The 26,188-nt window shown below is 73.3% G+C and carries 19 protein-coding genes; 8 read left to right on the top strand and 11 right to left on the bottom strand.

Annotated elements, in window-relative coordinates; genetic code table 11:
* Nucleotides 1-422 precede the first annotated feature (422 nt).
* From ACLQ2V_RS02440 to hemB, 5 genes are read left to right on the top strand one after another with little or no spacing between them, the layout of a single operon-like run.
* Nucleotides 423-1,196, top strand: a complete 774-nt coding sequence (locus ACLQ2V_RS02440; RefSeq protein WP_425716660.1) for a redox-sensing transcriptional repressor Rex — start codon at nucleotides 423-425, stop codon at nucleotides 1,194-1,196.
* Entirely contained in the window at nucleotides 1,193-2,536 is a 1,344-nt protein-coding gene (locus tag ACLQ2V_RS02435) for a glutamyl-tRNA reductase (protein ID WP_425716659.1), read from the top strand. Before ACLQ2V_RS02440 ends, ACLQ2V_RS02435 begins: the two co-directional genes overlap by 4 nt.
* Nucleotides 2,533-3,528: a hydroxymethylbilane synthase gene (gene hemC, locus ACLQ2V_RS02430; RefSeq protein ID WP_425716658.1), complete on the top strand. Its 996-nt coding sequence runs from the start codon at nucleotides 2,533-2,535 to the stop codon at nucleotides 3,526-3,528. The genes ACLQ2V_RS02435 and hemC overlap by 4 nt, the downstream gene beginning before the upstream one ends.
* Nucleotides 3,525-5,105 (top strand): uroporphyrinogen-III synthase, encoded by a 1,581-nt coding sequence (locus ACLQ2V_RS02425; protein WP_425716657.1) that lies wholly within the window; start codon nucleotides 3,525-3,527, stop codon nucleotides 5,103-5,105. The genes hemC and ACLQ2V_RS02425 overlap by 4 nt, the downstream gene beginning before the upstream one ends.
* An 18-nt stretch (nucleotides 5,106-5,123) precedes the next feature.
* A complete protein-coding gene (gene hemB / locus ACLQ2V_RS02420; protein WP_425716656.1) occupies nucleotides 5,124-6,107 on the top strand; it encodes a porphobilinogen synthase in 984 nt (327 codons plus the stop codon).
* Nucleotides 6,108-6,175: 68 nt separating this feature from the next.
* On the opposite strand, the gene ACLQ2V_RS02415 is transcribed toward hemB, so the two are convergent.
* From ACLQ2V_RS02415 to ACLQ2V_RS02405, 3 genes are all read right to left on the bottom strand, one after another.
* Complete coding sequence (locus tag ACLQ2V_RS02415; protein ID WP_425716655.1) at nucleotides 6,176-9,451, bottom strand: lamin tail domain-containing protein; 3,276 nt, start codon at nucleotides 9,449-9,451, stop codon at nucleotides 6,176-6,178.
* A 105-nt stretch (nucleotides 9,452-9,556) separates the two neighbouring features.
* The gene (locus ACLQ2V_RS02410; RefSeq protein WP_425716654.1) at nucleotides 9,557-10,576 is read right to left on the bottom strand and encodes a GNAT family N-acetyltransferase; all 1,020 of its coding nucleotides are present in this window, start codon (nucleotides 10,574-10,576) and stop codon (nucleotides 9,557-9,559) included.
* 66 nt (nucleotides 10,577-10,642) lie between these two features.
* Nucleotides 10,643-12,082, bottom strand: a complete 1,440-nt coding sequence (locus ACLQ2V_RS02405; RefSeq protein WP_425716653.1) for a lytic murein transglycosylase — start codon at nucleotides 12,080-12,082, stop codon at nucleotides 10,643-10,645.
* Between the two features lie 38 nt (nucleotides 12,083-12,120).
* On the opposite strand from ACLQ2V_RS02405, the gene ACLQ2V_RS02400 reads away from it, so the two are divergent.
* Nucleotides 12,121-12,345, top strand: coding sequence for an FmdB family zinc ribbon protein (locus ACLQ2V_RS02400; protein WP_425716652.1), 225 nt, complete (start codon nucleotides 12,121-12,123; stop codon nucleotides 12,343-12,345).
* Between the two features lie 188 nt (nucleotides 12,346-12,533).
* Here the strand turns inward: ACLQ2V_RS02400 and ACLQ2V_RS02395 are convergent, their stop codons facing one another.
* Nucleotides 12,534-13,067, bottom strand: coding sequence for a phospholipase (locus ACLQ2V_RS02395; RefSeq protein ID WP_425716651.1), 534 nt, complete (start codon nucleotides 13,065-13,067; stop codon nucleotides 12,534-12,536).
* A 169-nt stretch (nucleotides 13,068-13,236) separates the two neighbouring features.
* Nucleotides 13,237-14,901, bottom strand: a complete 1,665-nt coding sequence (locus ACLQ2V_RS02390) for a glycoside hydrolase family 10 protein (protein WP_425716650.1) — start codon at nucleotides 14,899-14,901, stop codon at nucleotides 13,237-13,239.
* A gap of 348 nt (nucleotides 14,902-15,249) precedes the next feature.
* Here ACLQ2V_RS02390 and ACLQ2V_RS02385 point away from each other — a divergent pair, with 348 nt between their 5' ends.
* Nucleotides 15,250-16,743, top strand: coding sequence for an amino acid permease (locus tag ACLQ2V_RS02385; protein WP_425716649.1), 1,494 nt, complete (start codon nucleotides 15,250-15,252; stop codon nucleotides 16,741-16,743).
* Between the two features lie 97 nt (nucleotides 16,744-16,840).
* On the opposite strand, the gene ACLQ2V_RS02380 is transcribed toward ACLQ2V_RS02385, so the two are convergent.
* The 5 genes from ACLQ2V_RS02380 to ACLQ2V_RS02360 all read right to left on the bottom strand — a co-directional run bounded on the left by ACLQ2V_RS02380 (nucleotide 16,841) and on the right by ACLQ2V_RS02360 (nucleotide 24,207).
* Nucleotides 16,841-19,351: an ATP-binding cassette domain-containing protein gene (locus ACLQ2V_RS02380; protein ID WP_425716648.1), complete on the bottom strand. Its 2,511-nt coding sequence runs from the start codon at nucleotides 19,349-19,351 to the stop codon at nucleotides 16,841-16,843.
* Between the two features lie 125 nt (nucleotides 19,352-19,476).
* The gene (locus ACLQ2V_RS02375; protein ID WP_425716647.1) at nucleotides 19,477-20,301 is read right to left on the bottom strand and encodes a carbohydrate ABC transporter permease; all 825 of its coding nucleotides are present in this window, start codon (nucleotides 20,299-20,301) and stop codon (nucleotides 19,477-19,479) included.
* Between the two features lie 10 nt (nucleotides 20,302-20,311).
* On the bottom strand, nucleotides 20,312-21,274 hold the full coding sequence (locus tag ACLQ2V_RS02370; protein ID WP_425716646.1) for a carbohydrate ABC transporter permease: 963 nt from the start codon (nucleotides 21,272-21,274) through the stop codon (nucleotides 20,312-20,314).
* A 6-nt stretch (nucleotides 21,275-21,280) separates the two neighbouring features.
* Nucleotides 21,281-22,612, bottom strand: coding sequence for an ABC transporter substrate-binding protein (locus tag ACLQ2V_RS02365; RefSeq protein ID WP_425716645.1), 1,332 nt, complete (start codon nucleotides 22,610-22,612; stop codon nucleotides 21,281-21,283).
* A gap of 80 nt (nucleotides 22,613-22,692) precedes the next feature.
* Entirely contained in the window at nucleotides 22,693-24,207 is a 1,515-nt protein-coding gene (locus tag ACLQ2V_RS02360; protein WP_425716644.1) for an alpha-N-arabinofuranosidase, read from the bottom strand.
* Between the two features lie 194 nt (nucleotides 24,208-24,401).
* On the opposite strand from ACLQ2V_RS02360, the gene ACLQ2V_RS02355 reads away from it, so the two are divergent.
* Nucleotides 24,402-25,409, top strand: a complete 1,008-nt coding sequence (locus tag ACLQ2V_RS02355; protein ID WP_425716643.1) for a LacI family DNA-binding transcriptional regulator — start codon at nucleotides 24,402-24,404, stop codon at nucleotides 25,407-25,409.
* Between the two features lie 33 nt (nucleotides 25,410-25,442).
* Here the strand turns inward: ACLQ2V_RS02355 and ACLQ2V_RS02350 are convergent, their stop codons facing one another.
* Nucleotides 25,443-26,171, bottom strand: a complete 729-nt coding sequence (locus ACLQ2V_RS02350) for a methyltransferase domain-containing protein (protein WP_425716642.1) — start codon at nucleotides 26,169-26,171, stop codon at nucleotides 25,443-25,445.
* Nucleotides 26,172-26,188 lie beyond the last annotated feature (17 nt).

The following is a 26,188-nucleotide window of genomic DNA, read 5'->3' as shown; positions in this document are numbered from 1 at the left end:
GTCCGTAGGTGCGAGCGGGCGCGTCGGTGGCGGCCGTCACGGTGACGGTGGCCACTGTCCGGCGGCGGCGTCGAGGGCGGTCCGGCCCCGCGACGCGGCGCTCGGCCGTGGGGCGCGGCGCCGACCAGCCCGGAGCGGGCGTACGGGGACGGCGAGCCCAGCGCGCGATTGGTGAGGGAAGTCGGGATTGCGCAATAATCGATGGGGCGGCGCGGCGTCGCCCCAACGATCATGGGGGAGGGGAGGGACAGGTGGCGGCGGATCGCGTATCGTCAAGATCGCGATTTGTGCGTGTCTTCACAAGCGCCTACTCTGTAGTTCCGACGCGTCCTGCTAGCGCAGCCGGCATTCTCGGTCGTCGGCGGGAGTCCCGATGCGGCCGGCCCCTGGTGCTGGCCCCGGATCGCACGGCACGGAGTCTCATGAGTCAGCAGCACCGTCACCCTGGCACGCCCGGCCGTGCCGGTGCCGTACCGGCGCTTCCCGACCTGCCCGAGGCAACCGTCGCGCGGCTCCCGGAATACCTGCGCGCCCTGCACACCCTCGCCGAGGCCGGCCACGAGACCGTCTCCAGCGAGGCGCTCTCCGCCGCCGCCGGGGTCAACTCCGCCAAGCTCCGCAAGGACCTGTCCCACCTCGGCTCGTACGGCACCCGGGGGGTCGGCTACGACGTCGCCCTGCTGGTCGAGCAGATCGAGATCGTGCTCGGGCTCACCCATCGGCGGGCCGTCGCCCTGGTCGGGGTGGGTAACCTCGGTCACGCCCTGGCCGGCTACGCCGGCTTCGCCAGCCGCGGCTTCTGGATCGCCGCGCTGCTCGACGCGGACCCGTCGCGGGTCGGCGAGGAGATCCACGGTCTGGTCGTGCGGCACATCGACGAGTTGCCCCGGATCGTCGCCGAGCAGCCCATCGCGATCGGCGTCATCGCCACCCCGGCCAGCGCCGCCCAGGCGGTCGTCGACCAACTGGTCTCCGTCGGCGTGACGAGCATCCTCAACTTCGCACCGTGCGTACTCTCGGTGCCGGAGGGGGTCGACGTGCGCAAGGTCGACCTCGCCATCGAGCTTCAGATCCTGTCCTTCCACGAGCACCGCAAGGCGTCCCTGACCGCGCTGCCCGCCACCGGCGGCTCCGCGCTCACCGCGCTGCCCGGCGGGCTCGCGTCCCCCGAGCCCCAGGAGGCGATCGGCACGTGAAACTGCTTGTCGTCGGCGCGTCCTACCGCACCGCCCCCGTCGCCATCCTGGAGCAGCTGGCAGTTGCCCCAGCCGACCTCACCCGCATGCTGGACCGCCTGGTCGCCCAGCCGTACGTGGACGAGGCGGTGCTGGTCTCCACCTGCAACCGGGTGGAGGTCTACGCCGCCGTGTCCGGCTTCCACGGCGGGCTCGGCGACATCTGCGCCGTCCTCGCCGAGCAGGCCGGCGCCTCCCCCGGGAGCCTGGCCAACCACCTCTACGTCCACTACGACGCCGCCGCCGTCGACCACGTCTTCAAGGTCGCCGCCGGGCTGGACTCGATGGTGGTCGGCGAGGCGCAGATTCTCGGCCAGCTCCGTGACGCGTACCACTGGGCCAGCGGGGCCGACTCCGCCGGCCGGCTGCTGCACGAGCTGATGCAGCAGGCGCTGCGGGTGGGCAAGCGGGCGCACGCCGAGACCGGGATCGACCGGGCCGGGCAGAGCGTGGTCACCGCCGCCCTCGGCCTGGCCGCCGCGCAGTTCGACGGCGACCTCGCCGGCCGCCCGGCCCTGGTGGTCGGCGCCGGCGCGATGGGCGCGCTGAGCGTGGCGACGCTGTCCCGGCTCGGCGCCGGGCCGCTGACCGTGACCAACCGGGGGGCCGACCGGGCCGTCCGGCTGGCCGAGTCGTACGGGGCCGGCGCGGCGCCGATGGCCGAGCTGACCGACGTGCTCTCCACAGTGGACATCGTAGTGGCCGCCACGGCGGCGACCGAACCGGTCCTCACCCGCGAGGTGGTCACCCGGGCGCTGGCCGGCCGCGTCCCCGAGCGGGGGCCGCTCGTGCTGCTCGATCTCGCCGTCCCCCGGGACGTCGAGGCCGGCGTGGCGGGGCTGCCCGGCGTCGAGGTGATCGACATCGACCGGATGGCGAGCATCCTCTCCGACGGCCCCGCCGCCGCCGACGCGGCCGCCGTCCGGCGGATCGTGGCCGACGAGGTCGAGTCCTTCCTCACCTGGCTGCGCGGCGCCGACGTGGCACCGACCGTGGCCGCGCTGCGTGGCCGGGCCGAGGACGTGGTCACCGCCGAGCTGCGCCGGCTGGCCCAGCGCCGCCCCGACCTCAGCGACGACCAGCGCGCCGAGGTGGCCCGGACGGTGCACCGCGTGGTGCAGCGGCTGCTGCACCAGCCCACCGTGCGGGTGCGTCAGCTCGCCGCCGAGCCCGGCGGCGACCAGTACGCCGCACTGCTGCGCGAGCTGTTCGACCTCCAGGTCCCGCAGACCTCCCCGGTCGGCACCGTCCCCGACGTGGTCGACACCGACACACCCCCGTACACCGGAGGCCAGAGATGACCGCCCCACTGCGCCTCGGCACCCGGGGCAGCGCGCTGGCGATGGCACAGTCCGGCCAGGTCGCGGCGGCGCTCACCGCCGCGACCGGCCGCCAGGTCGAACTCGTCGAGGTGGTCACCGCCGGCGACCGCTCGACCGCGCCCGTGCACCGGCTCGGCGTCGGCGTCTTCGTCTCCGCGCTGCGCGACGCCCTCGCCGCCGACGCGATCGACTTCGCGGTGCACTCCTACAAGGACCTGCCCACCGAGGCGGCCCCCGGGCTGCACATCGCGGCGGTGCCCGCCCGGCAGGACCCGCGCGACGCGCTGGTCGCCACGGGCGGGCGCACCCTCGCCGAGCTGCCACCCGGCGCCAGGATCGGCACCGGGGCGCTGCGGCGCATCGCCCAGCTGCATGCGCTCGGCCTGCAACTGGAGGTCACCCCGATCCGCGGCAACATCGACACTCGCCTGGCGCGGGTGCTCGGCCCGGCCGCCGACCTCGACGCGGTCGTGCTGGCGCGGGCCGGGCTGGCCCGGATCGGCCGCGCCGACGTGATCACCGAGACGCTCGACCCGATGCTCATGCTGCCCGCGCCCGCCCAGGGCGCGCTGGCCGTGGAGTGCCGGGTCGACGACCAGGACCTGGTCGAGCTGCTCGCGCTGCTCGACCACGCACCGACCCGGGCCGCGGTCACCGCGGAACGGGCGTTGCTGGCCACGCTGGAGGCCGGGTGCAGCGCACCCGTGGCCGCCTACGCAGTCATCGCCGAAGGCGAACCGACCGATTCGGACGCCGCCGGCGTGAATGGCGACGAGATCTACCTGCGCGGGGCGGTGATCAGCCCGGACGGCGCGCGAGACCTCCGGCTGTCCCGCACCGGAACGCCCGCCGACGCGGCGGAGATCGGCAAGGCACTCGCCGCCGAACTCCTCGAACTCGGCGCCGACTCGATCCTCGGCCGAGAAGGACACACCGGCCCGGGGACCCAGGAACTTGGGAGCACCGAATGACCCGCACCCGTAAGCCCGTAGGCCGCATCGCGTTCGTCGGGGCCGGCCCCGGCGACCCGGGCCTGCTGACCCGCCGGGCGCACGACGCCCTGGTCGACGCCGACCAGGTGGTGTACGACCGGGGAGTCCCCGAGTCGCTCCTCGACGCCGTCCGCGCCCAGGCCAGGCCCGACGCCCAGTTCACCCCGGCCGAGGGCGTGCCGGGGGACGTGGCGAAGGTGCTGATCTCCGCCGCCAGGGCCGGCCAGAACGCGGTGCACCTGGTCGCCGGCGACCCCTTCGGCCACGACTCCGTGATCAAGGAGGTGCAGGCGGTCGCCCGGACCGCGGCGCACTTCGAGGTGGTCCCGGGCGTCGGCCAGGCCGAGGGCGTGGCCACCTACGCCGGGGTGCCGCTGCCCGGCGTGCGTACCGCCGCCGACGTCGAGGACGTCAGCGTGCTGGACTTCGAGGCGCTGGCCGCCGCCGTCGGCCGGGGCTCGCTCGCGCTCGCCGTGGACGCCGGGGACCTGGCCGCGATCCGCGACGGCCTGCTGGCCGCCGGGGTGGACGGCGCCACCGGCGTCGGGGTGACCGGCGACGGCACCGGGGAGACCCAGTACACGACCACGTCGACCGTGGACTCGTTCGTCGCGGCGGCGCTCGGCTTCACCGGCCGGGTGGTGCTCACCGTCGGCGAGGGCGTGGGCCAGCGGGACAAGCTGAGCTGGTGGGAGAACCGGCCGCTGTACGGCTGGAAGGTGCTCGTCCCCCGGACCAAGGAGCAGGCCGGCGTGATGAGCGCCCGGCTGCGCGCGTACGGGGCGATCCCGTGCGAGGTGCCGACCATCGCGGTCGAGCCGCCGCGTACCCCCGCCCAGATGGAGCGGGCGGTCAAGGGCCTGGTCGACGGCCGGTACGCCTGGGTGATCTTCACCTCGGTCAACGCCGTCCGCGCGGTCTGGGAGAAGTTCGGCGAGCACGGCCTGGACGCCCGGCACTTCGGCGGCGTCAAGATCGCCTGTATCGGCGAGGCCACCGCGGAGGCGGTCCGGGCGTTCGGCATCCAGCCGGAGCTGGTCCCGGCGGGGGAGCAGTCCTCCGAGGGGCTGCTGGCCGAGTTCTCCCCGCACGACGAGATCCTCGACCCGGTGGGCCGGGTGCTGCTGCCGCGCGCCGACATCGCCACCGAGACCCTCGCCGCCGGGCTCACCGAGCGCGGCTGGGAGGTCGACGACGTGACCGCGTACCGGACGGTCCGGGCCGCCCCGCCGCCCGCCGAGATCCGGGACGCCATCAAGTCGGGCGGGTTCGACGCGGTGCTCTTCACCTCGTCGTCCACGGTGCGCAACCTGGTGGGCATCGCCGGGAAGCCGCACGCGCGTACCGTCGTCGCCGTCATCGGGCCCAAGACGGCGGAGACCGCGACGGAGTTCGGCCTGCGGGTCGACGTGCAGCCCGCGCACGCCTCGGTGCCCGACCTGGTGGAGGCGCTGGCCGCCTACGCCGTCGAGCTGCGCGAGAAGCTCGCCGCCATGCCGGCGAAGCAGCGCCGCGGCTCGAAGGTGCAGGGGCCGACCGCCCTGAGGTTCCGCTGAGTCGTTAGGGAGACCCTGATGCCGTACCCCGAGATCCGGCCCCGCCGGCTGCGTCGCACCGCAGCCGTGCGGCGGCTGGTCTCCGAGACCCGCGTCGACCCGGCCGAGCTGGTCCTGCCGATGTTCGTCAAGGAGGGGCTGACCGAGCCGAGGGCGATCGCCTCGCTGCCGGGGGTGCTCCAGCACTCCCGGGACTCGCTGCGCAAGGCGGCGGCCGAGGCGGTCGCCGCCGGGGTCGGCGGGATCATGCTCTTCGGGATCCCGACGACGCGCGACGAGCGCGGCTCCGGCGGGATCGACCCGGCCGGCATCCTCAACGTCGCCATCGCCGACGTGGTCGCCGAGGTCGGCGACGCCACCGTGGTGATGAGCGACCTCTGCCTGGACGAGTTCACCTCGCACGGGCACTGCGGGCTGCTGGCGCCGAACGGCGACGTGGACAACGACGCCACGCTGGCGGCGTACGCCGAGATGGCGGTGGCCCAGGCCGCCGCCGGGGTCGACATGGTCGGGCCGTCCGGGATGATGGACGGCCAGGTCGGCGTGGTCCGCAAGGCCCTGGACGCCGCCGGTCACACCGACGTCGCGGTGCTGGCGTACGCGGCGAAGTACGCCTCCGCCTTCTTCGGCCCGTTCCGCGACGCCGTGGAGTCGTGCCTCGACGGCGACCGGCGCGCCTACCAGCAGGACCCGGCGAACCTGCGGGAGTCCCTGCGCGAGGTGGCGCTGGACGTCGCCGAGGGCGCGGATCTGGTGATGGTCAAGCCGGCCCTGCCCTACCTCGACGTGGTGTCGGCGGTCCGGGCGGCCGTGGACGTCCCGGTCGCCGCCTACCAGGTCTCCGGCGAGTACGCGATGGTCGAGGCCGCCGCCGCGAACGGCTGGATCGACCGCGAGCGGGTGATGCTGGAGACGCTCACCTCGATCCGCCGGGCCGGCGCCCAGGTCATCCTGACCTACTGGGCGGTCGAGGCGGCGCAACTCCTCCGCACGCGGTACTGACCCTGAGGTGAGACGGCCCGCCGTCCGGGTGGGCACCCGGGCGGCGGGCCGTCGTCGGCCGGAGCCGGTCAGTCGTCGTTCGAGATGGTCCCCACGGCGAGCGGGTCGGCCAGGCGCAGCCCCGGCACCCCGGCCACTATCAGGTTCACCTTCTCGTCGGCCTCCCGCCGGCGGTCACCGCGCACGGTCACCGCGAACGTCAGCGAGGTCCGCCCGGCCGCGAGGACCCGGCAGCCGACGTACGGGTCGTAGTCCGACCCGGCCTGCGCGGTGCTGCCGTAACTGGCGGCGCAGATCAGCACGGGCTGGGAGAGCGGCCGGGACACGGTGGCGGTGAACGTCAGCGGGCGGGTGCCGCTGTCGCCCTCGGCCACCGTCGCGTCGGCCACGCTCAGCGACGCCTGGGAGCGGAACCGGGCCACCTGCGGGTCGTGGTCGCTGGAGCCGCGCGACCCGTCCCCGGTGAACTCCGCCGGCCAGTCGGCGTTGATGTGCGCCGCCCGCACCTGCAACAGGTCGTCGCGGAGCGCGTCGTTGACGAAGAGGTGGTCCAGGGTCTGCGCCTGCCCCTCGAAGCTGTACGAGTACGCCGACGACGGCACCTCGGCGACCAGGTCGTCCCAGAGGTTGTGCAGGCCCGCCTCGTAGAGCTTGGCGAGCTGGTCCGACGGCGTCGGGTCCGCGCCGGTGGCGATCGGGTCGTCGGGGCGGGGGAAGACGTTCAGGTCCCCGCCGTAGACCACCCGGGCGTCGCGGTCGGAGTTCTGGATCGCGGTGACCAGCGCCGCACCGTACCCGGCCTGCTCGGCGCGCTGCCCGATCCGGCTGTCCGGCCCGGACGAGAAGTGGTTGCTCAACGCCCAGAGCACGTACGACTCGGCTGCCCCCGGCGCGACCCTGACCCGGAACTTGGCGAGCTGCGGGGCCCGGGTGTAGACGTTGTTGCCGTCCTTGCCGGTCGAGGTGTCGGTGTCGGCCGGCAGCACCGCGTTGAGCGCCTTCGGGTTCTGCACGTCCGCGTTGGACGCCAGCCCCGCCGACCGGTACGGCACCTGCGGCGCGGAGCCGAGCAGCGGGTCGGCGGCGGTCGCCTCGGCCAGCGACAGCCGGTCGGTGCGGTACAGGAACCCGGCGGTGATGCCCCGGGCGTCCGCGCCGGTCCGGTCGTACGCGGCGGCGTAAGCCGGGCCCCCGGCGGCGGCGACGGCCAGCGCCAGGTCCTGCAGGGTGTCCGGGGCGCCGTCGGCGTCGTCGGTGTCCCCGCAGACCAGCGCGCCCCCGGAGACGGAGCAGATGTCCTGGTCCTCGGCCTCCTGGACCAGGATCAGGTCCGGCGCGTGCAGGTCGGTGCGGATCTGGTCGGCCAGCGCCGTCAGGTGCTCCCGGTAGGCGGCCTCACCGGCCGGCACATAGTCGAACGGCGGGCTCACCCCGGGGCAGCCGGCGTTGCCGGTGAAGTCGCAGCTGTCGAACGGGTCGTCGCGGTGGTCGTAGAGGTTCTCCACGTTGTACGTCGCGATCGCGACCTCCCGCGTCCGGTCGGCCGGCTTCGGCGGGGAGTTGCGCGACGGGTCGGCCCCGGCCGCGAAGGCGGCCCGCTCGACCTGGACGCCGTACTTCTCGAACGAGTAGTAGAGCGCGCCGAACGCGTCGGCGGTGAGGGTGTCGAAGGTCCGCGTCGGCGGCAGCAGCGCGGCGCTGTCCCCGGCGGTGGCCTTGACGCCCATCGCGCCCAGCAGGATCCGCTGGCCGTTGCCGTCGTCGAAGCGCCGGCTCGGATCGTTGTCCAGCGGATGCGAGTCCCGGAAGACCCGGCGGGCGTACGGGTCGGTGCGCCGCAGCAGCGGGTCGTCGCGGTCCACCACCCAGGTCTCCGAGTCGGCGGTGGAGGCGAAGACGGCCCGCCCGCTCACCGCGCCGCTGCCGGCGCGCACCCGCAGCCGGGCACCCTCGTGCCGTTCCCAGAACCGCTGCGCGGCGGTCAGGTCGGACGGGGGCATCGCGTAGTCGACCGCGACCACGGCGTTCACGTCCAGCCCGGAGGCGACCTTGCGGACCAGGGAGGCCCCGGAGAGCTGGGTGAAGTTGTAGTACTCCGACACCCGCGCCCGGAGCACCACCTCGTCGCCGACGGTCGGCACGTAGCCGCCGATCAGCGAGGTGAACGCGCCCATGAAGACGAAGACGCCGTCGGAGGAGGTCGGGTCGGCGTCGGTGGCGTCGGCGCGGCTCTGCAGGAAGAAGCCGTGCTGCTCGGCCCCGGCCGAGGTGCGGGCCAGGGTGCGCTGGGTGATCACGCCCCGGACGTCGTACAGGATGCTGCTGGTGCCGTTGCCGGAGGCCGGCGCGAGCGGCGACCGGTCGGCCGGGCCGGACTCGGCGTCGGTCGTCGGGCCCTGCACCTCCCCGACGGTCAGCTCCCGGGTCACCGTCACGGCCAGCGCGCAGGTCGCGGTGCCACCGTCGGCGTCGGTCGCGGTCACGGTCACCGTGTACGCCCCGGCGGCCAGGTCGGCGCTGGTGGCGACGGTGGCGCGGGCGGTGCCGCCAACGGCGTCGGCGGGGGTGAGGGCCGTGCGGGTGATCGACCCGGTGGTCGGGGCCGGGCTGACGGCGGTGACGGCCAGGTCGACGATCGTGTCGTCGGGGTCGGTGGCGGTGACCTCGCGGCTGGCGGCGGTGCCCCCCGCCGTGGTCAGCGCCCCGCCGCAGGTGACGGTGGCGGGCTGGTCGACCGGGCCGCCACCGTCGACGGTGTGCGCGCCGAGCCCGTCGAAGGTGTCGGTGGCCAGGCCGGCCCACTGGGCGGCCGGGTCGAACGCGTCCGCCGGGTCGGTGTCGCCGGAGGTGACCGTGGGCAGCCGGCGCAGCGTGTTGTCGGCGGTGCTGGTCGACCCGGCGCCCCACTCGCTGCCCGGGTCGACGCCGACCTGGCCGATCGCGTCGAGCACGGTGTCGCCCCGGCGCAGCACGATCGCGTCGTCGCCGTTGAAGAGGCTGGCGCTGGTCGTCTGGTCGGCCTGGGCGAGGATCGCCGGGGCCGCCGAGGCGGCGGCGAGGACGAACGCGTCGCCCGCGGCCACGGTGCCGGTCAGTGCCAGCGTGGTCGCCGTGGTGCTGCCGTTGAAGTGCAACTGGAGCCGGTACCCGCCGGCGGCGAGGTCGACGGGGGCGCCGGTGCCGTTGAACAGCTCGATCGCCTTGTTGTTCGACGAGCCCTCGACGTACTCGGAGATGAACAGGTCGGTGGGCGCGGCGCTGGCCGCAGGGGGTGCGAGGCCGATGACCGGGATGGTGACGGCAACGGCGGTCGCGAGCGCGGCGAAACTGCGGCGCGGGCGCATAGGGCCTCCACGATGGGCGGGCGGGAACCAACGAACGTTAAGGTGCGGCGCGGTGCGCCGTCCATCCCCCGCAGGGTCAGCGGGGCGCGGCCGGCCGGTGCGGGGTCAGCGGGGCGCGTCCAGCCGGTGCACCAGCTCGGCCACGTCCACGCTGTATTCGGACCACTCCCGGTCGGGGCGGTAGCCCAGCTCGGCGTTGACCTTGAGCATCGCCTCGTTGGCCTGCGCGTTCCAGGTCTGCACCTCGGTCAGCGCCGGCTCGGCCGAGCGCAGCTCCAGCAGCATCCGCGCCTTGATCGCCCGGTCGATGCCGTAGCCCTGGTGGGCCTGGGCCACGATCGTGTCGTACTGGTCGGCGCGGGTCGGGTGCTGGGTCGGCACCACCACCTCGGTCAGCCCGGCCACCTCCCCGGTGCCGTCGTGGGTGGCCAGCACGATGTAGGGCCTCAGCCCCCGCCGGTGCAGGGTGTCCAGGCTGTCGCGCAGCCGCTGCGGGTCGTACGAGCTGGGGCGCAACTCGCCGTCGTCGCTGTCGCGCGCCTCGGCCTTGGCCCGCGTGTACGCCTCGATCAGCCCGTCGGGTGGGCCGCCGGGGCAGAACCGCACCCGGTATCCCGCGTCGACGCCGGCGGCCATCCCGGTCAGCGCCGACCAGTCCACCGTGGCGAGGTCGAGCACGCTGCGGGTCTCGACGTACTCCCGGGTGAAGCCGAGCGCCTCGTAGAAGCCCACGCCGGCGGTGTCGCCGACCACCTCGACCCCGATCGACCGGAACCCCTCCTGGTAGACCCGCCGGGCGGCGGTGCGGACCAGCTCCCGGCCCAGGCCGGTGCGGCGGGCGGTGGGGTGCACCAGCACCTCCAGCACGCCGATGTCGCCGAGGAGCAACACCTGGACGTGGCCGAGGATCTGCCCGGGCGCGCCCTCGCTGGTCGAATCGGCCTCGGCGACCCAGGAGATCCGCCGTTCGCCGGGCATCACCTCCGAGAAGTACTCCCGCAGGTGACTGTCCCGCCAGGGCGGGTCCTGGGGGAGGTCGGCCGCCAGCGCCGCGTTGAGCGTGCCCAGCAGCGACGCGATCTCGGCGGACGACGCGGTCCGGGCATCCCACTCGCGCAGCTTCACCCGTCTAGCTTGCCGTCAACGGCAGCATGACGGAAGTGTCCATTTCGTCAAAATATCGGCACCCGATCACGGTTTACGACTGGCCAATCCGTACTCGTTGGCCCGGTCGAAGACGTCCTGGGCGTACCGACGCACGTCGTTGTACGACAGGATCGCGCCCCACCAGTCGCCGGAGACGGTCAGGTTCCGGCCGCCCTTGCAGAGGTAGTTGCCGGCGGCCAGGGCGGCGTCGTCGATGTCGTGCGGGTCCCGGCGGCCGTCGCCGTCCGCGTCCGCGCCGATCTCCTGCCAGGTGGTGGGGATGAACTGCATGGGCCCGATCGCCCGGTCGTAGACCGTGTCCCGGTCGTAGAGCCCCCGGTCGGTGTCCATGATCCGCTGCCGACCGCCGTTGCCGTCCAGCGGATCGCCGATGATCTCCTTCAGCGTCCGCCCGTCCGCGCCGAGGCTGGTGTCGTTGGCCTGGCCGTGCCGCGACTCGACGTACCCGATGGCGGCGAGCGTGGTCCAGCTCAGCCGGCAGCCCGGCGTGGTCTGGGCGAGCACCAGCTCGGCGTAGCCGTACGCCTGCATGGCAACCGGGGCGATCTGGGCCTTGGCCCCGATCTGCTGCGCCCAGGTGGCGAGCGCGTCGGCGGGCCGGCCGGCCGGCACCTGGCCGCCCGGTCCCGGGGTCGCGGCGGGCAGCCCCGTCGTGCCGGGGAACGGCGTGGTGCCGGGCGGCAGCGGGGCGGCGGAGCCGCCGGGCAGCACGCCGCCCGACGGCGCGGCGCTGACCTCCGGCGGGGCGGAGGTGGCGTCGACAGCGGCCGGGCGGGGTTGCGGCGCGGTCGCCGGCACCACCAGCGCGCCGGCGGCGGCGGTCGCCCCGACCAGGGCGAGCAGGAACAGGCCGGGCAGGGCCAGCCGGCCGCTCGGGCGGCGCGACCAGGCCCGGGTGGCCCGAGCGGCGGCGACGGCCGCCTGCCGCGGCGGAGGCATGCGTACGGCGTGCGCGAAGGGCACCCGCCGCCGCCGGGCGGCCCCGGCACGCCCGGCCCCGTCCTTCGCGCTCTCGCCGTCCTTCGCGCCCTCGCCGTCCTGCCCGGCGTCGGTCTTCGTGGCGTCGGTCTTCGTGGCCTCGGTCTTCGTGGCGTCGGTCTGCCCGGCGGCGGTCTTCGTGGCGTCGTCGGCAGGGCTCGGCGTGTCGGTGTCGGCCGCGGCGGCGGATCCCGGGCCGGTGGCCGGGTCGGTGCCGGCCCGGTCACCCGTCGTCGGCTCGGCAGTCGTCGGCTCGGCAGAGGCGGGCTCGGCGGGCTCGGTCGGCTCGGCGGAGGCGGGCTCGGTCGGCTCGGGGGTGCGGGGAGCGGGCTCGTCGGGGGCCGTCGACCGCAGCCACGGTCGGCGGGGGCGAGGCAGCCTGATAGGAGCCGGAGGGCCGCCGGGTTCCTCGGGCGGCGCGGCCGGTCGTAGGGGCCGAACCCTCGATGCGTCCTCGCCGTCCACCACCTGTCGAGTATCACCCATGTTCGACGTCCCGTCAGGACCGGTCGTACCCTTGGGTCATGCCCAGGTACGAGTTTCGCTGCCGCGCCTGCGGCGACACCTTCGAGGTCAACCGTCCGATGGCGCGGGCGGGCGAGGCCGCATCCTGCCCGCAGGGCCACGCCGACACCGTCAAACTGCTCTCCACGGTGGCGGTGACCGGCCGGGGCGGTGCCGGCGCCGCCGGTCCGGCACCGGCCGGCGGTGGCGGTGGCGGCTGCTGCGGTGGTGGCTGCGGCTGCTGAGCCACCGGCCCGCCGCTGGGACGATCCGCCGTCGCCGGAAAGCCGAGCGGCCGGGAGGCCAGGCACTTGCGGTTCGGCATATCTGGAGCTGAGTCGCCTACGTCATCGCCGCCGCCCCATCACCCACAGCCCCACCGCCCCACCGGCTGCGATCGCCTGCGCTCGCCGATTCCCCAACGGGGTGGGGGTTAGGCGGCCGCGCGGGCCTCGGCGTCGGCCTTGATCCGGGCGGCGCGGTCGAGGTCGGTCTGCTTGACCGCGGCCACCGTGCCGAAGGCGCTGACCGCCTCGTAGTAGGTCCAGGCGAGGCTGTTGCAGGCCGGCCGGACGATCGCGTTGTACGTGGCGCAGACCCGCTTCAGGTCGGCGTAGAGGGCGTTGTCCAGGCGGGCCTTGTTGGCCGGGAAGCGCCCCACCGCCTTGTAGTTGCGGTAGCCGAAGTCGTGCCGGTGGCAGGAGAGCTTGAAGTTGAAGCCGAGCGGGTTGTCCGGGCTCGACGAGCAGTAGTCGGTCGACCAGGTGAAGGCGTACTCGCTCCAGGCGGCCTGGTTGAGCCGGGCCGAGTTCCACGAGTTGTAGCTGGCGGCGCTGGTCTGCGTCCAGCTCGACAGCACGGCGAGCTTCTGGTCGGGAGTGACGGCGGCGGCGGGAGAGGCCGCCCCCAGCGCGGTGAGCAATGCGAGGGCGCCGGTGGCGAGCAGGGTGGTGAGGCGTCTGGGCACGTGGACCTCCGTGGGTGGTGCGGTGGGTTACCGCTGAGTCACCAGGTGTCGACAAGTGTCGATCAGCGTGGAGGCGTCCCGGGACGTCGGGTACGAACATCTAGGGAGATGAGTAGAAAAGACGAATGCCCCGGAACGCTGGGGCGTCCCGGGGCATTCGGTCCTGTCGTCAGCGCACGAAACGCGGTGGGCTGACGAGGCTCTCGTTGGCGAGCCGGTCCAACGCGGTCACGTGGTACGTGTACCGCTTGCCGGCCTCCGCCGTGGTGTCGGTGAAGGTGCGCACCGCGCCCGGCGTGGCCCGGACGGTGCCGACCAGGTGGGCCGCGTCGGCGAAGTCGCACCGCTCGGCGAGGCGGTTGCCGTCGAGGCGGTAGATCGCGTACGAGGTGGCCTTGCCGAGCGGGCCCACCCCGTCGGCGAGCTGCCGCCAGCTCAGCCGCACGCCGTCGTCCTGCCGCTGCGCGCCGGTGACCACCGGGGGCAGCAGCGGCTTCTTCGGCAGGTGCGGCATCGCGGGCACCAGGGCCGGCCGGGAGTAGTGCTCGCCGGCGTAGATGTCGGTCGCCCCGAGCCGGTTCGTCCGCACCTGCACCGCGGAGAAGTGCACGTTGCCGAGCACCTCCGGGTACGACCGGTTGAGCGTCAGGTGGTCCGACAGCTCGCGCGGGTTCATCCAGAACGACCCGTACGCGGGGTCACCGCTCTTGTAGTCGGCCTGGCCGATGTAGAGCTGCACGCGGGTGCCGCGCACCGTCTCGGCCCACCACGGCACCAGCCGGGCGTAGTCGGCCGCCGGGTACTGGCCGATGTGCCAGTAGAGCTGCGGCACGATGTAGTCGATCCACTCCTGCTTGACCCACTTGCGGGTGTCGGCGGAGATGATGTCGTACGACTGGCTGCCGGTGGTGTCCGAGCCGGCCGGGTCGGCGGAGGCGTTGCGCCAGATGCCGAACGGGCTGACCCCGAACTTCACCCACGGCTTCGCCGCCTTGATCTTGCCGTTCATCTCCTGGATCAGCAGGTTGATGTTGTCCCGCCGCCAGTCGGCCCGGTCGGTGAAGCCCCGGTTGTACGCGGCGAACGCCGCGTCGTCCGGCACCTGGTGGGTGCCGCTGGGGTACGGGTAGAAGTAGTCGTCGAAGTGCACCCCGTCGACGTCGTACCGCTTGACGGCGTCCATCATCGCGGTCTGGACGAACTCGCGGACCTCGGGGATGCCGGGGTTGTAGTAGAGCCGGCTGCCGGCGACCCCGGCCGGCGGGTACGCGAAGGTCCACTCCGGGTGCTGGCGGGCCGGGTGGTTCGGGGCCAGCGCGGTGAGGTCCGCGCCCGCGCCCTGCGGCAGCGGCATGGAGATCCGGTACGGGTTGAACCAGGCGTGGAACTCCAGGTTGCGCAGGTGCGCCTGCTCGACGAGGAACGCCAGCGGGTCCCAGCCCGGGTCCTGCCCGCGCACCCCGGTCAGGTACTCCGACCACGGCTCGTACGGCGAGGGCCAGAACGCGTCGGCGGTGGGGCGGACCTGCACCACGACCGCGTTGTGGTTGAGCCTGTCGGCCAGGTCGAGCCAGCCCAGGTACTCCGCCTTCTGGGCGGCGATCCGGTCCGGGTCGGTCTGCGACGCCTTGGTCGGCCAGTCGATGTTGACCACCGACGAGATCCACATGGCCCGGAACTGACGCTTCGGGGTGGCCGGGTCGATGGCGCAGGAGGTGGTGGCGGTGCGCGCCGCGTCGGGCTCGGCCGCGCTCGCGGCGGTGGGGGAGACGGCGACGAGGGCGCCGAGCAGGGCTACGGCCAGCCCGGCGGCTCTGAGCCGAGTTGCCTTCATCCGGTGCGTCCCTTCATTGGGGCTCGGCGTGGCAGGGGGCGGTTCGTGACGGATACCGCCCCGGGTGGAAACGCGCGACACCCGCCCGACGGCAAGATTCGCCGAAGGCAATCTGTCGCTGGTAGGAAATTTTCACATCTGCGGGGGTGGCGCAAGCCCTCCGGCCGGATCCGTGTCGCCGGGCCTGGATCAGTCGCCCGTTCTCCGGCGCGCCTGCCCGCACGTGACATTATCGGCACCCTGGGTGATGGTTCGCCGGGTGGCGGTCTGGGTAGCTGGCCGGTTACCGGTCGCCATGGGCGCGGGCCGGTTGCCGGCCGCCGCCGTGGTGGTCGCACCGTGGGAGGGGTGAGTCCGGTGTCCATGCTGCGTACGAAACCGATCAAGGACGTGATCGCCCAGGGCGACGCGGACGGCAGCGACGGCGGACCCGGCCTGAGACGCCGCCTCGGCGCCGTCGACCTCACCGGCTTCGGCATCGGCATCGTCATCGGCACCGGAATCTTCACGCTCACCGGCATCGAGGCCCGCGACAGCGCCGGGCCGGGCGTGGTGATCTCGTTCGGCATCGCAGGCCTGGTCGCCCTGCTGGCCGCGCTCTGCTACGCCGAGCTGGCCTCCAGCGTGCCGACCGCCGGCAGCGCCTACACCTACGCGTACGCCACCATGGGCGAGATCGTCGCCTGGATCATCGGCTGGGACCTGCTGCTGGAGTTCGCGCTCGGCGCGGCGGTGGTGGCCCGGGGCTGGTCCGGTTACCTCGCCGAACTGATCGGCCTGCCCACCGCCTGGTTCGGCGAGGAGGGCAGCGTGGTCAACGTCGGGGCGATCGGCGTCGTGCTGCTGCTCGGCATCGTGGCGATCGTCGGCATCCGCGAGTCCGCCCGGGTGACCAACCTGCTGGTGCTGGTCAAGGTGGCCATCTGCGTCTTCATCGTGGTCGCCGGCCTGTTCTTCGTGAAGGCCGCGAACCTCACCCCGTTCATTCCGCCGGCCGAGCCCGCCGGGGGCGGCGACGACGGCATCAAGCAGCCCGTCACCCAGGCGCTGTTCGGGCTGGAACCCTCCGTCTTCGGCTTCGCCGGGGTGCTCAGCGCCGCCGCCGTGGTCTTCTTCGCGTACACCGGCTTCGAGGCGGTGGCCAACCTCGGCGAGGAGACCAGGCGCCCCAAGCGGGACCTCCCCCTCGGCCTGCTCGGCACCCTGCTGATCTCCACCGTGCTCTACATCGGCGTCTCGCTGGTCGTGGTCGGCATGGTGCCGTACACCGAGATCGACCGGGGTGCGCCGATCGCCTCGGCCTTCAACGCGGTCGGCGCGCAGTGGGCCGGGGTGCTCGTCTCCATCGCCGCCGTCGCCGGCCTGACCAGCGTGATCCTGGTGGACCTGGTGGCCATGGGCCGGATCGGCTTCGCCATCGCCCGGGACGGGCTGATCCCGCCGGGGATCGCCAAGGTCCACCCGCGGTGGGGCACCCCGTACCGGATCTCGGCGATCATGACCGTGGCCGTGGCGTTGCTGGCCGGCTTCCTGCCGCTGTCGGCGCTGGCCGACCTGGTCAGCATCGGCGCGCTCTGCGCGTTCGTGCTGGTCTCGATCGCGGTGCCGATCCTGCGCCACAGGCGCCCCGACCTGGAGCGGCCGTTCCGGGTGCCGTTCTCCCCGGTGCTGCCGATCGTCTCCGCGCTGGCCTGCCTCTACCTGATGCTCAACCTGTCGGTGGAGACCTGGATCCGGTTCCTGATCTGGATGGCGCTGGGCGCGATCATCTACTTCGGCTACGGCCACCGCCGCAACCGCCTGGCCCAGGCCGACAAGGATGCGGACGCCAAGGCCACCTGACCGTCTCGCGGCCGGGGCGTCGGCGGCGCGGGCGGGCCACACCGGCCCGTCCGCGCCGCCGTGCCCGTGCCACCGGCCGCCGTCGCGCCGGCGGTGCTCAGGTCCCGACGTACGCCGCCAGGTGCTGGCCGGTCAGGGTGTGCCGGGCGGCGACGAGGTCGGCGGGGGTGCCCTCGAAGACGATCCGGCCGCCGTCGTGGCCGGCGCCGGGGCCCAGGTCGATGATCCAGTCGGCGTGCGCCATCACCGCCTGGTGGTGCTCGACGACGATCACCGACTTGCCGGCGTCGACGAGCCGGTCGAGCAGGCCGAGCAGCTGGGCGACGTCGGCCAGGTGCAGGCCGGTGGTCGGCTCGTCGAGAACGTAGACGCCGCTGGCGTCGCCCAGGTGGGTGGCGAGCTTCAGCCGCTGCCGCTCGCCGCCGGAGAGCGTGCTCAGCGGCTGGCCGAGGCTGAGGTAGCCGAGCCCGACGTCGGCGAGGCGGCCCAGGACGGCGTGCGCGGCCGGGGTGTGCGCCTCGCCCGTCCCGAAGAACTCCGCGGCCTCGGTCACCGACATCGCCAGCACCTCGCTGATGTCCCGGCCGCCGAGGCGGTGCTCCAGCACCGCCGCCTGGAAGCGCTTGCCCTCGCACTCCTCGCAGGTGGTGGGCACCCCGGCCAGCATCCCCAGGTCGACGTAGACGACGCCCGCGCCGCCGCAGTGCGGGCAGGCGCCCTCGGAGTTCGCGCTGAACAGGGCCGGCTTCACCCCGTTGGCCTTCGCGAACGCCTTGCGGATCGGGTCGAGCAGCCCGGTGTACGTCGCCGGGTTGCTCCGCCGCGAGCCCCGGATCGGGGTCTGGTCGACCGAGACCACCCCCGCGTCGGTGGGCATCGACCCGTGCACCAGTGAGCTCTTGCCGGAGCCGGCGACGCCGGTGACCACGACCAGCACCCCGAGCGGGATGTCGACGTCGACGTCGCGCAGGTTGTGCGCCGACGCGCCGCGGATCCGCAGGGCGCCGGTGGGCCGGCGTACCGTCGTCTTCAGGGCGGCCCGGTCGTCGAGGTGCCGGCCGGTGACGGTGCCGCTGGCCCGCAGCCCCGCCACGGTGCCCTCGAAGCAGACGGTGCCGCCCGCCGTGCCGGCCCCCGGGCCGAGGTCGACGACGTGGTCGGCGATGGCGATGGTCTCCGGCTTGTGCTCCACGACCAGCACCGTGTTGCCCTTGTCGCGCAGCCGCAGCAGCAGGTCGTTCATCCGTGCGATGTCGTGCGGGTGCAGCCCGATCGTCGGCTCGTCGAAGACGTAGCTGACGTCGGTGAGCGCCGAACCGAGGTGGCGGATCATCTTGACCCGCTGCGCCTCGCCGCCGGAGAGGGTGCCCGCCGGCCGGTCGAGCGAGAGGTAGCCCAGCCCGATCTCCACGAACGAGTCGAGGATCCCGCCCAGCGTCGTCAACAGCGGCGTCATCGACGGCTCGTCGAGGCCACGGACCCACCCGGCGAGGTCGCTGATCTGCATCGCGCACGCGTCGGCGATGCTGACTCCCTTGATCTTCGACGACCGGGCCGCCGCACTGAGCCGGGTGCCGGCGCAGTCGGGGCAGGTGGTGAAGGTGACCGCCCGGTCCACGAAGGCCCGGATGTGCGGCTGCATCGCCTCCCGGTCCTTGGCCAGGAACGACCTCTGGACCTTCGGGATCAGCCCCTCGTAGGTGAGGCTGGCCCCCTCGACCTTCACCTTCGTCGGCTCCCGGTAGAGGAAGTCCTGCATCTCCTTGGCGGTGAAGTCGCGGATCGGCTTGTGCGGGTCGAGGAAGCCGGACTCGGCGTAGGTCCGCACCGTCCACCAGCTGTCCGACTTCCAGCCGGGGATGGTGAACGCGCCCTCGGCGATCGACTTCGAGTCGTCGTAGAGCTGGCCGAGGTCGATGTCGGTCACCGCGCCCCGGCCCTCGCACCGGGAGCACATGCCGCCGGTGATGCTGAAGTCGCGCCGCTCCTTCACGGTCCGCCCGGCGCGTTCCGTGGTCACCGCGCCCGCCCCGCTGATCGAGGCGACGTTGAAGGAGAACGCCTGGGGCGAGCCGATGTGCGGTCGCCCGAGCCGGCTGAACAGGATCCGCAGCAGCGCGTTCGCGTCGGTGGCCGTGCCGACGGTGGAGCGCGGGTCGGCGCCCATCCGCTGCTGACCGACGACGATCGCGGTGGTCAGCCCGTCCAGCACGTCGACCTCCGGTCGCGCCAGCGTCGGCATGAAGCCCTGCACGAAGGCGCTGTACGTCTCGTTGATCAGCCGCTGCGACTCCGCGGCGATCGTGCCGAAGACCAGCGAGCTCTTGCCGGAGCCGGAGACCCCGGTGAAGACCGTCAGCCGGCGCTTCGGGATCTCGACGCTGACGTCGCGCAGGTTGTTCCCCCGAGCCCCGTGCACCCGGATCAGGTCGTGCCGGTCGGCGGCGTGCGGCGCGTCGGCGGCCCGGTCGGTGGCCTTCGGCTCGGCGGCGGCCGGCTCGGCGGTGGCGTGCTCGGCGGTGGCCTTCGGCTCGGCGGGCTGCGGCGCGGCCGGGATCGGCTCCGGGGCGGCGGGCGGGCGGAGGCCCGGGTCGATGCTGAGATCCATGGCAGCCACGCTAGGCCCGGCCCACCCCCCGCGCTGCCCGTTCACCCGGCCCGCCGCGCTTCGCCCGGCCCGCCGCGCTTCGCCCGGCCCGCCGCCGCGCCGCCGTCACCGGGTGGTCATCGGCCTCAGCCCTTCAGGCCGCTGCGGGAGACGCCCTGGATGATGTGCCGCTGGGCGGCGACGAAGAGGATCAGCACCGGCACGCTGGCCAGCACCGCGCCCGCCATGATCACCGGATAGTCGGTGGCGTACGCGCCCTGGAGCAGGCCCAGCCCGGACGGCAGGGTGAGCCGCTCGGGGCTGAACAGCACGTAGATCGGCCAGAGGAAGTCGTTCCAGTTGGTCAGGAACGACAGCACCGCGAGGGTCGCCAGCGCCGGCTTCGACAGCGGCAGCAGCACCCGGGTGAAGACCTGCCAGTGGTTCGCCCCGTCGAGGACGGCGGCCTCCTCCAGCTCCGCCGGGACGGAGAGGAAGAACTGGCGCAGGAAGAAGACCCCGAACGCGCTGGCCGCGCCCGGCACCACCACCACGGCGAGGGTGTCCAGCCAGCCCAGCCGGTCGGCGATCACGAAGTTCGGAATGATCATCGAGGTGGGCGGGACGAAGAGGGTGCCCACGATCAGCGCGAAGCCCACCCCCCGGCCCCGGAACCGCATCCGGGCCAGCGCGTACGCGGCCATCGACGCGGTCGCCAGCACCAGCACGGCGTGCAGGCTGGCGGCCAGCATGCTGTTGAGGAACCAGCGCGGCACCGGGTTGGCGGCGCTGCCGAGGATCTGCTCGTAGCCGTACGTGGAGAACGGCTCCGGCAGCAGGCCCGGCGGGACGCGCTGGGCGTCCCCGTTGGTCTTCAGGGAGGTCAGCAGCATCCAGACCAGCGGGGTGAGAAACACCAGGGCCAGGAGCACCAGGACCGCGTAGCGGCCGGCGCGGCGCAGTTTCGTCATGGTCGGCCCCTCACTGGTCCCGGTACCGCAGGAACCGGAAGTTGACGACGCTGACCACGGCCAGCGCCAGCGCGAAGACGATGCTCATCGCGGCGGCCCGGCCCGCGTCGTTGTCCCGCAGCCCCTCGTCCACGATCCGCCAGACCACCGTGCGGGTCTGCTGGCCCGGCGCGCCCTGGGTGATGAGGAACGACTGGCCGAAGACGTTCGCGGAGGCGAGGATCGTGGTGGTCAGCACGAAGAGCAGGACCGGGCGCAGCCCGGGGATCGTGACGTGCCGGAACCGGGCCCAGCCGCCCGCACCGTCCAGCTGCGCCGCCTCGTAGAGCTCGGGTGGAATGTCCTGCAACCCGGCCAGGTAGATCACCGCGTTGAAGCCGGAGGTCCACCACACCGTCACGCCCACCAGGGAGACCCAGGCCCACGGCACGTCGGTGACCCAGGGGGTGTCCGCCGGCAGGCCGACGGCCGCGAGCATCCGGTTGACCAGGCCCAGGTTGGCGTCCAGCAGGAAGCGCCAGAGCAGGCCGATCACCGCCACCCCGAGCACGTACGGGGCGAAGTAGACCGCCCGGAAGAAGGTCCGCCCCGGAAACGAGCGGTTGAGCAGCAGCGCCAGCCCCAGCGGGACGACCACCAGCAGCGGCACCGAGAAGACGGTGAAGATCCCGGTGGCCCGGACGCTGGCCCACCAGTCCCCGTAGATCGCCGAGTCGCTGGAGAAGAGGTCCCGGTAGTTGGCCAGCCCGACGAAGGGGCGACTGGGCAGTTGCAGGTCCCACTGGTGCACGCTCAACCAGGCCCCGAAGAGGATCGGGGCCAACCCGAAGGCCAGGAACAGCACCAGGTACGGGGCGAGGAAGAGGTACGGGGTGCTGGCCCGGCCCCGCCGTACCGGCCCCCGACGGGTGGCCCCGGCCGCCCGGGGCGGCGCGTCGCCGCGCGCCGCCCCGACCAACGTCTCGTCCGCCACGGGCGCTCAGTTCCCGTACTTCTTGCGGTTGTCCGCGAGCTGCTTGTCGGCCTTGGCCACCCCGTCGTCGAGCGCCTGCCTCGGGGGCTTCTTGCCCAGCGCCGCCTCGTTGAACGCGCTGTAGAAGGTGAGGATCACCTCGCCGAGGCCCGGCACGGCCGGCGGGAACGCCGCGTACTCCAGCTCGGGGGCCAGCGCGGCGACCTCGGTGAGCGCCTTGAACTCGGCGCTGTCGCGGACGGCCTTGCGGGCCGGCACCTGACCGCCGGCGGCCCAGTCCTGCGAGTGCTGGCTGAGCCAGTTGATGAAGACCTTCGCGCCGGAGACCTTGTTGGCGTCGGCGCCGCGCTGCTTGACGATGGTGAAGTTGTGCGAGTTCGCCCAGGCGGCCCGCTGGCTGCCGATCTGCGGCAGCGGCGCCACCCCCCACTGCACGTCGGCGCTCTTCTTCAGGTCGTTGACCTGCCAGATGCCGTTCCAGTGGAACGCGTTGCGGCCGCTCTTGAGGGCCAGGTAGTCGGCGTCCTGGCCGACGTTGGCGGGGGAGTGCCCCTGCTTGACCATGTCGACCAGCCAGGTGCACGCCTCGACCGCCTGGTCGGAGTTGAAGGTGGCCTTGGCGACCTCGGCGTCGAAGAGGGTCCCGCCCCACTGGTGCAGCAACGAGTAGAAGGTCATCCCGCCGGTGAACTGGAACGGGCTGACCCAGAAGCCCTGCACGCCGGACTTCTTCAGCTCGGTCAGCGCCGCGGTGTAGTCGTCGCGGGTGGTCGGCGGCTTGTTCGGGTCCAGCCCGGCCTTCTGCATAACCGACTTGTTGTAGTAGAAGCCCAGCGGGTGCATGTCCAGCGGGATGCCGTACCGCTTGTCGCGGTAGAGGCCGCCCTTCCAGACGGTCGGGGCGAAGTCGGCCTCGCTGAGCTCCAACGCCGTGGCCACGTCGTCCAGCTCGGTGATCACGCCACGGGCGGCGTAGGTGGCCAGCTGGTCCATGTGCATGACCGCGATGTCCGGGCCGTTGCCGCTGGAGACCGCGCCGGGCAGCTTGCTGTAGTAGTCCTCCCACCGGTAGGTGGCGACCCCCACGGCGATGTTCTGGTGCTCGCTGTTGAAGCGTTCGACCAGCTTCTTGAAGATCTCGCCGTCGCCGCCGGTGAAGCCGTTCCAGAGCTTCAGGTCGACCTTGGGGCCGGTGTAGTCCTTGCCGCCGTTGCCGGCGGCCCCGCCCGGCTTGGTGCTGCTGCCGCCGCCGCAGCCGGCCAGGGTCAACGTCGCCGCGGTGCCGAGCCCGACGCCGAGGCCGAGCAGGCGGCGCCGGCTCATTTCGCTGTGCATCATTCGGGGGTCTCTCCTTTGGGGACGGACGGGATGAGTGTGCCTGTTCGGGGGCCGGTCCGCTGGAGTCGAGGCGCCCGCCGCTACCCGCCGCTCGGGCCGAAGCGCAGCAGGTTCCAGGAGATCGCCGGCAGCAGCACCGCGCACCGGCCGGCGTCGACGGCGGGGACGGGCCGCCGCTGCGGCGTCACCCGGTCGGGCTCGGCCTCGGTGTTCGTGGCCGTCGGGTCGTCGCCGGCGGCGAGGGCGCGGTGCTCGACCCCGGTCAGCCCCGGCAGGCCGCGCAGGTCCAGCTCGAGGGGGAGGTCGTCGGTGCCCCGGTTGACCGCCAGGAGGGTCAGCTCGCCGGTCTCCTCGTCGCGCAGCGCCACCGTGTCCAGCACCGGGACGTCGCCGTAGCGCGCGGTCGCGTACGTCGGGCCGACCGGCTCGGTGCGCAGCACGGTGCCCCGGGCGTGGCGGGCGGTGAGGGCGAACGGGTGGAAGATGCTCTGCCGCCAGGCCGGCCCCCCGGTGCGGGTGCGGATCGGGGCGATCACGTTGGCGAGCTGCGCCTGGCAGGCCACGCCGACCCGGTCGGCGTGCCGGAGCAGGGTGATCAGCAGGTCGCCGACCACCACCGCGTCGACGGCGGTGAAGTCGTCCTCGATCAGGGCCGGGGCCTCCACCCAGCCGCGCCGGTCCAGGTCGGCCTGGAGGCGGGACTGGTACCAGACGTTCCACTCGTCGAAGGAGATCTTGAGCTTGCGCCGCTGCCGCTGCCTGGCCGCCACGTGGTCGGCGGTGGCCACCACCTCGGTGATGAAGTTGTCCATGTCCACCGCCGAGGCGAGGATGCTGGCCCGGTCGCCGTCGGAGGGGTCGTAGTAGGTGTGCGCGGAGATGTAGTCGACGTGCTCGTAGCTGTGCTCCAGCACGGTCGCCTCCCAGGAGGCGAAGGTGGGCATCCCCCGACCGGAGCTGCCGCAGGCGACCAGGCTGATCGAGGGGTCGATCAGTTTCATCGCGCGGGCGGTCTCGGCGGCGAGCCGGCCGTACTCGTCGGCGGTCTTGTGGCCCACCTGCCACGGGCCGTCCAGCTCGTTGCCGAGGCACCACAGCCGCACCCCGTACGGCTCCTGGGCGCCGTGGGAGCGGCGCAGGTCCGACAGCCGGGTGCCGCCGGGGTGGTTGGCGTACTCCAGCAGGTCGCAGGCCTCCTGCGCGCCCCGGGTGCCGAGGTTGACCGCCATCATCGGCTCCACGCCGGCCGCGCCGGCCCAGGTCATGAACTCGTCGAGGCCGAACGCGTTGGTCTCGATGGTCTTCCAGGCCAGGTCGAGGCGGCGGGGCCGGTCGCCGGCCGGGCCGACGCCGTCCTCCCAGCGGTAGCCGGAGACGAAGTTGCCGCCGGGGTAGCGGACCACGGAGACGCCCAGCTCACGGGTCAGCTCCAGCACGTCCTGACGCAGGCCGAGGGGGTCGGCGGCGGGGTGGCCGGGCTCGTAGACGCCGCCGTAGACGCAGCGCCCCATGTGCTCGACGAAGGAGCCGAAGAGCCGGCGGTCGGCCGGTCCGATCACGAAGGCCGGGTCGATGGTGAGTTGCGCGCTCCGCAAGGTGTCGCCTTTCGTCGTCGCGTTGGCGCGGCGGCGTCGACCGCCGTCGAGGTTCGCCCGTGCGACGACGACGCCACCCGGTGATCTGGGTCACCCGTGCCCCTGGTTTCTACAACGTTGTAAGCAACGTTGTAAAGGGTCTGTAATGCGCTTGTGACACGGTAGGGTGCCGGGTTGTCAACGGGGAGGCATGAGTGCGGCACAGACTGAAGGACGTGGCGGAGCGCGCCGGGGTGTCGGTGAAGACCGTCTCCAACGTCGTCAACGGTTACCAGCACGTCCGGCCGGGCACCCGGGCCCGCGTGGAGCAGGCCCTCGCCGAGCTCAACTACCGCCCCAACCTCTCCGCCCGCAGCCTGCGCAAGGGGCGTACCGGGGTGATCGCCCTGGCCGTGCCCGAGCTGGACATCCCGTACTTCGCCGAACTGGCCCGCCACGTGGTCACCGTCGCCGCCGAGCTGGGCTGGACGGTGCTGATCGACCAGACCGGCGGCGGCCCGGAGCAGGAGCGGGTCGCCGCCGCCGGCATCGCCGACCACCTGATCGACGGGCTGATCTTCAGCCCGCTGGCCCTCACCGCGGAGGACCTGACCGGCCTGGACGGCACCCCGATGGTGCTGCTCGGCGAGCGCGTCGACCACGGCCCGGCCGACCACGTGGCCATCGACAACGTGGCCGCCGCCCGGGAGGTCACCGCCCACCTGATCGGCCTCGGCCGCCGGCGGATCGCCGCCGTCGGGGCGCAGGGCACCGCCGAGGGGGCCAGCGCGCGGCTCCGGCTGGCCGGCTACGCCGCCGCCCTCGCCGACGCCGGCATCGCCTACGACGAGGCCCTCGTCGCGCCCGCGCCGGCCTGGCACCGCGCGGACGGCGCGGCCGCCATGCGCCACCTGCTCGCCACCGGGGTACGCCCCGACGCCGTCTTCTGCTTCAACGACACCCTCGCCCTGGGCGCCCTGCGGGCGCTGCACGAGGCGGGCCTGCGGGTCCCCGACGACGTGGCGGTGGCCGGCTTCGACGACATCGAGGACGGTCGCTTCTCGATCCCCACCCTCACCACCATCTCCCCCGACAAGGAACGCATCGCAAGGCTGGCGGTCGAACTCCTGGCCAACCGCATCGACGGCGACCCGAACTCCCCACCCCAGGAACTAACGGCCCCCCACCACCTGACCCCCCGAGAAAGCACCACCCCCCGCTGACCCCCGTGACCCCGCCAACGGGGTGGGGTGGGGTTAGGTGAAGAAGCGGGATAGGTGGGGGGTGGGTGGAGCGGGGGTGGTGGGGGGAGTTGGGGTCAGGTCGGCGAAGATGCTGGCGCCGTCGCAGCCGGCGTGCAGGGGGTGCCAGCGGGGGGTCCCCGGAGGGCGTTGCAGGCAGATGCCCTTGATCGTTTGGACGTCCAGCAGGCGGACGTGGGTCGGGTCGGCGACCGCATTCACGTGCCCCCACCAGGGGCTCATCACGTGCAGCACCCCGCCCGGCCGGAGCACCCGGTGGCACTCGTCGACCAGCGGCAGGAAGTCGATCAGGTGCTCCAGGATGTGCACCGCGAAGATCACGTCCACCGAGTCGTCGGCCAGCGGCAGCGAGCCGGAGAGGTCGGCCACCACGTCCACGCCGAGGGCGGGGAAGATGTCCAGCCCCAGGTTGTCCGGGTACTGCTTGGTCGCGCCGCAGCCCACGTCCACCACGATCGGGTCCCGCCCGGCGACCCGGACCCGCCCCCAGATCGCGAAGACCCCGGCGAGCCGGCCGACCAGGTCCCGGACCAGGCGCAACTGCCCCGCCTCGGCCACCTCGCCGGTCAGGTGGGCCACCCCCTGGTCGAAGCGCACCCGCACCGCCAGGTCGCGCAGCCGCGCGTCGTGGGACGCCTGATCCGCCCACGCCTCGGTGAGGAACTCGTCGACCGACCGCAGCCGCTCGGCCGAGGGCGGTGTCATCGGGGCCAGCGCAACCATGGGCACCTCCGGTGCGC

This window comes from Micromonospora sp. DT233 (assembly GCF_049841815.1).
Lineage (GTDB): Bacteria > Actinomycetota > Actinomycetes > Mycobacteriales > Micromonosporaceae > Micromonospora.
This window is presented reverse-complemented; position numbering and strand designations above follow the sequence as displayed.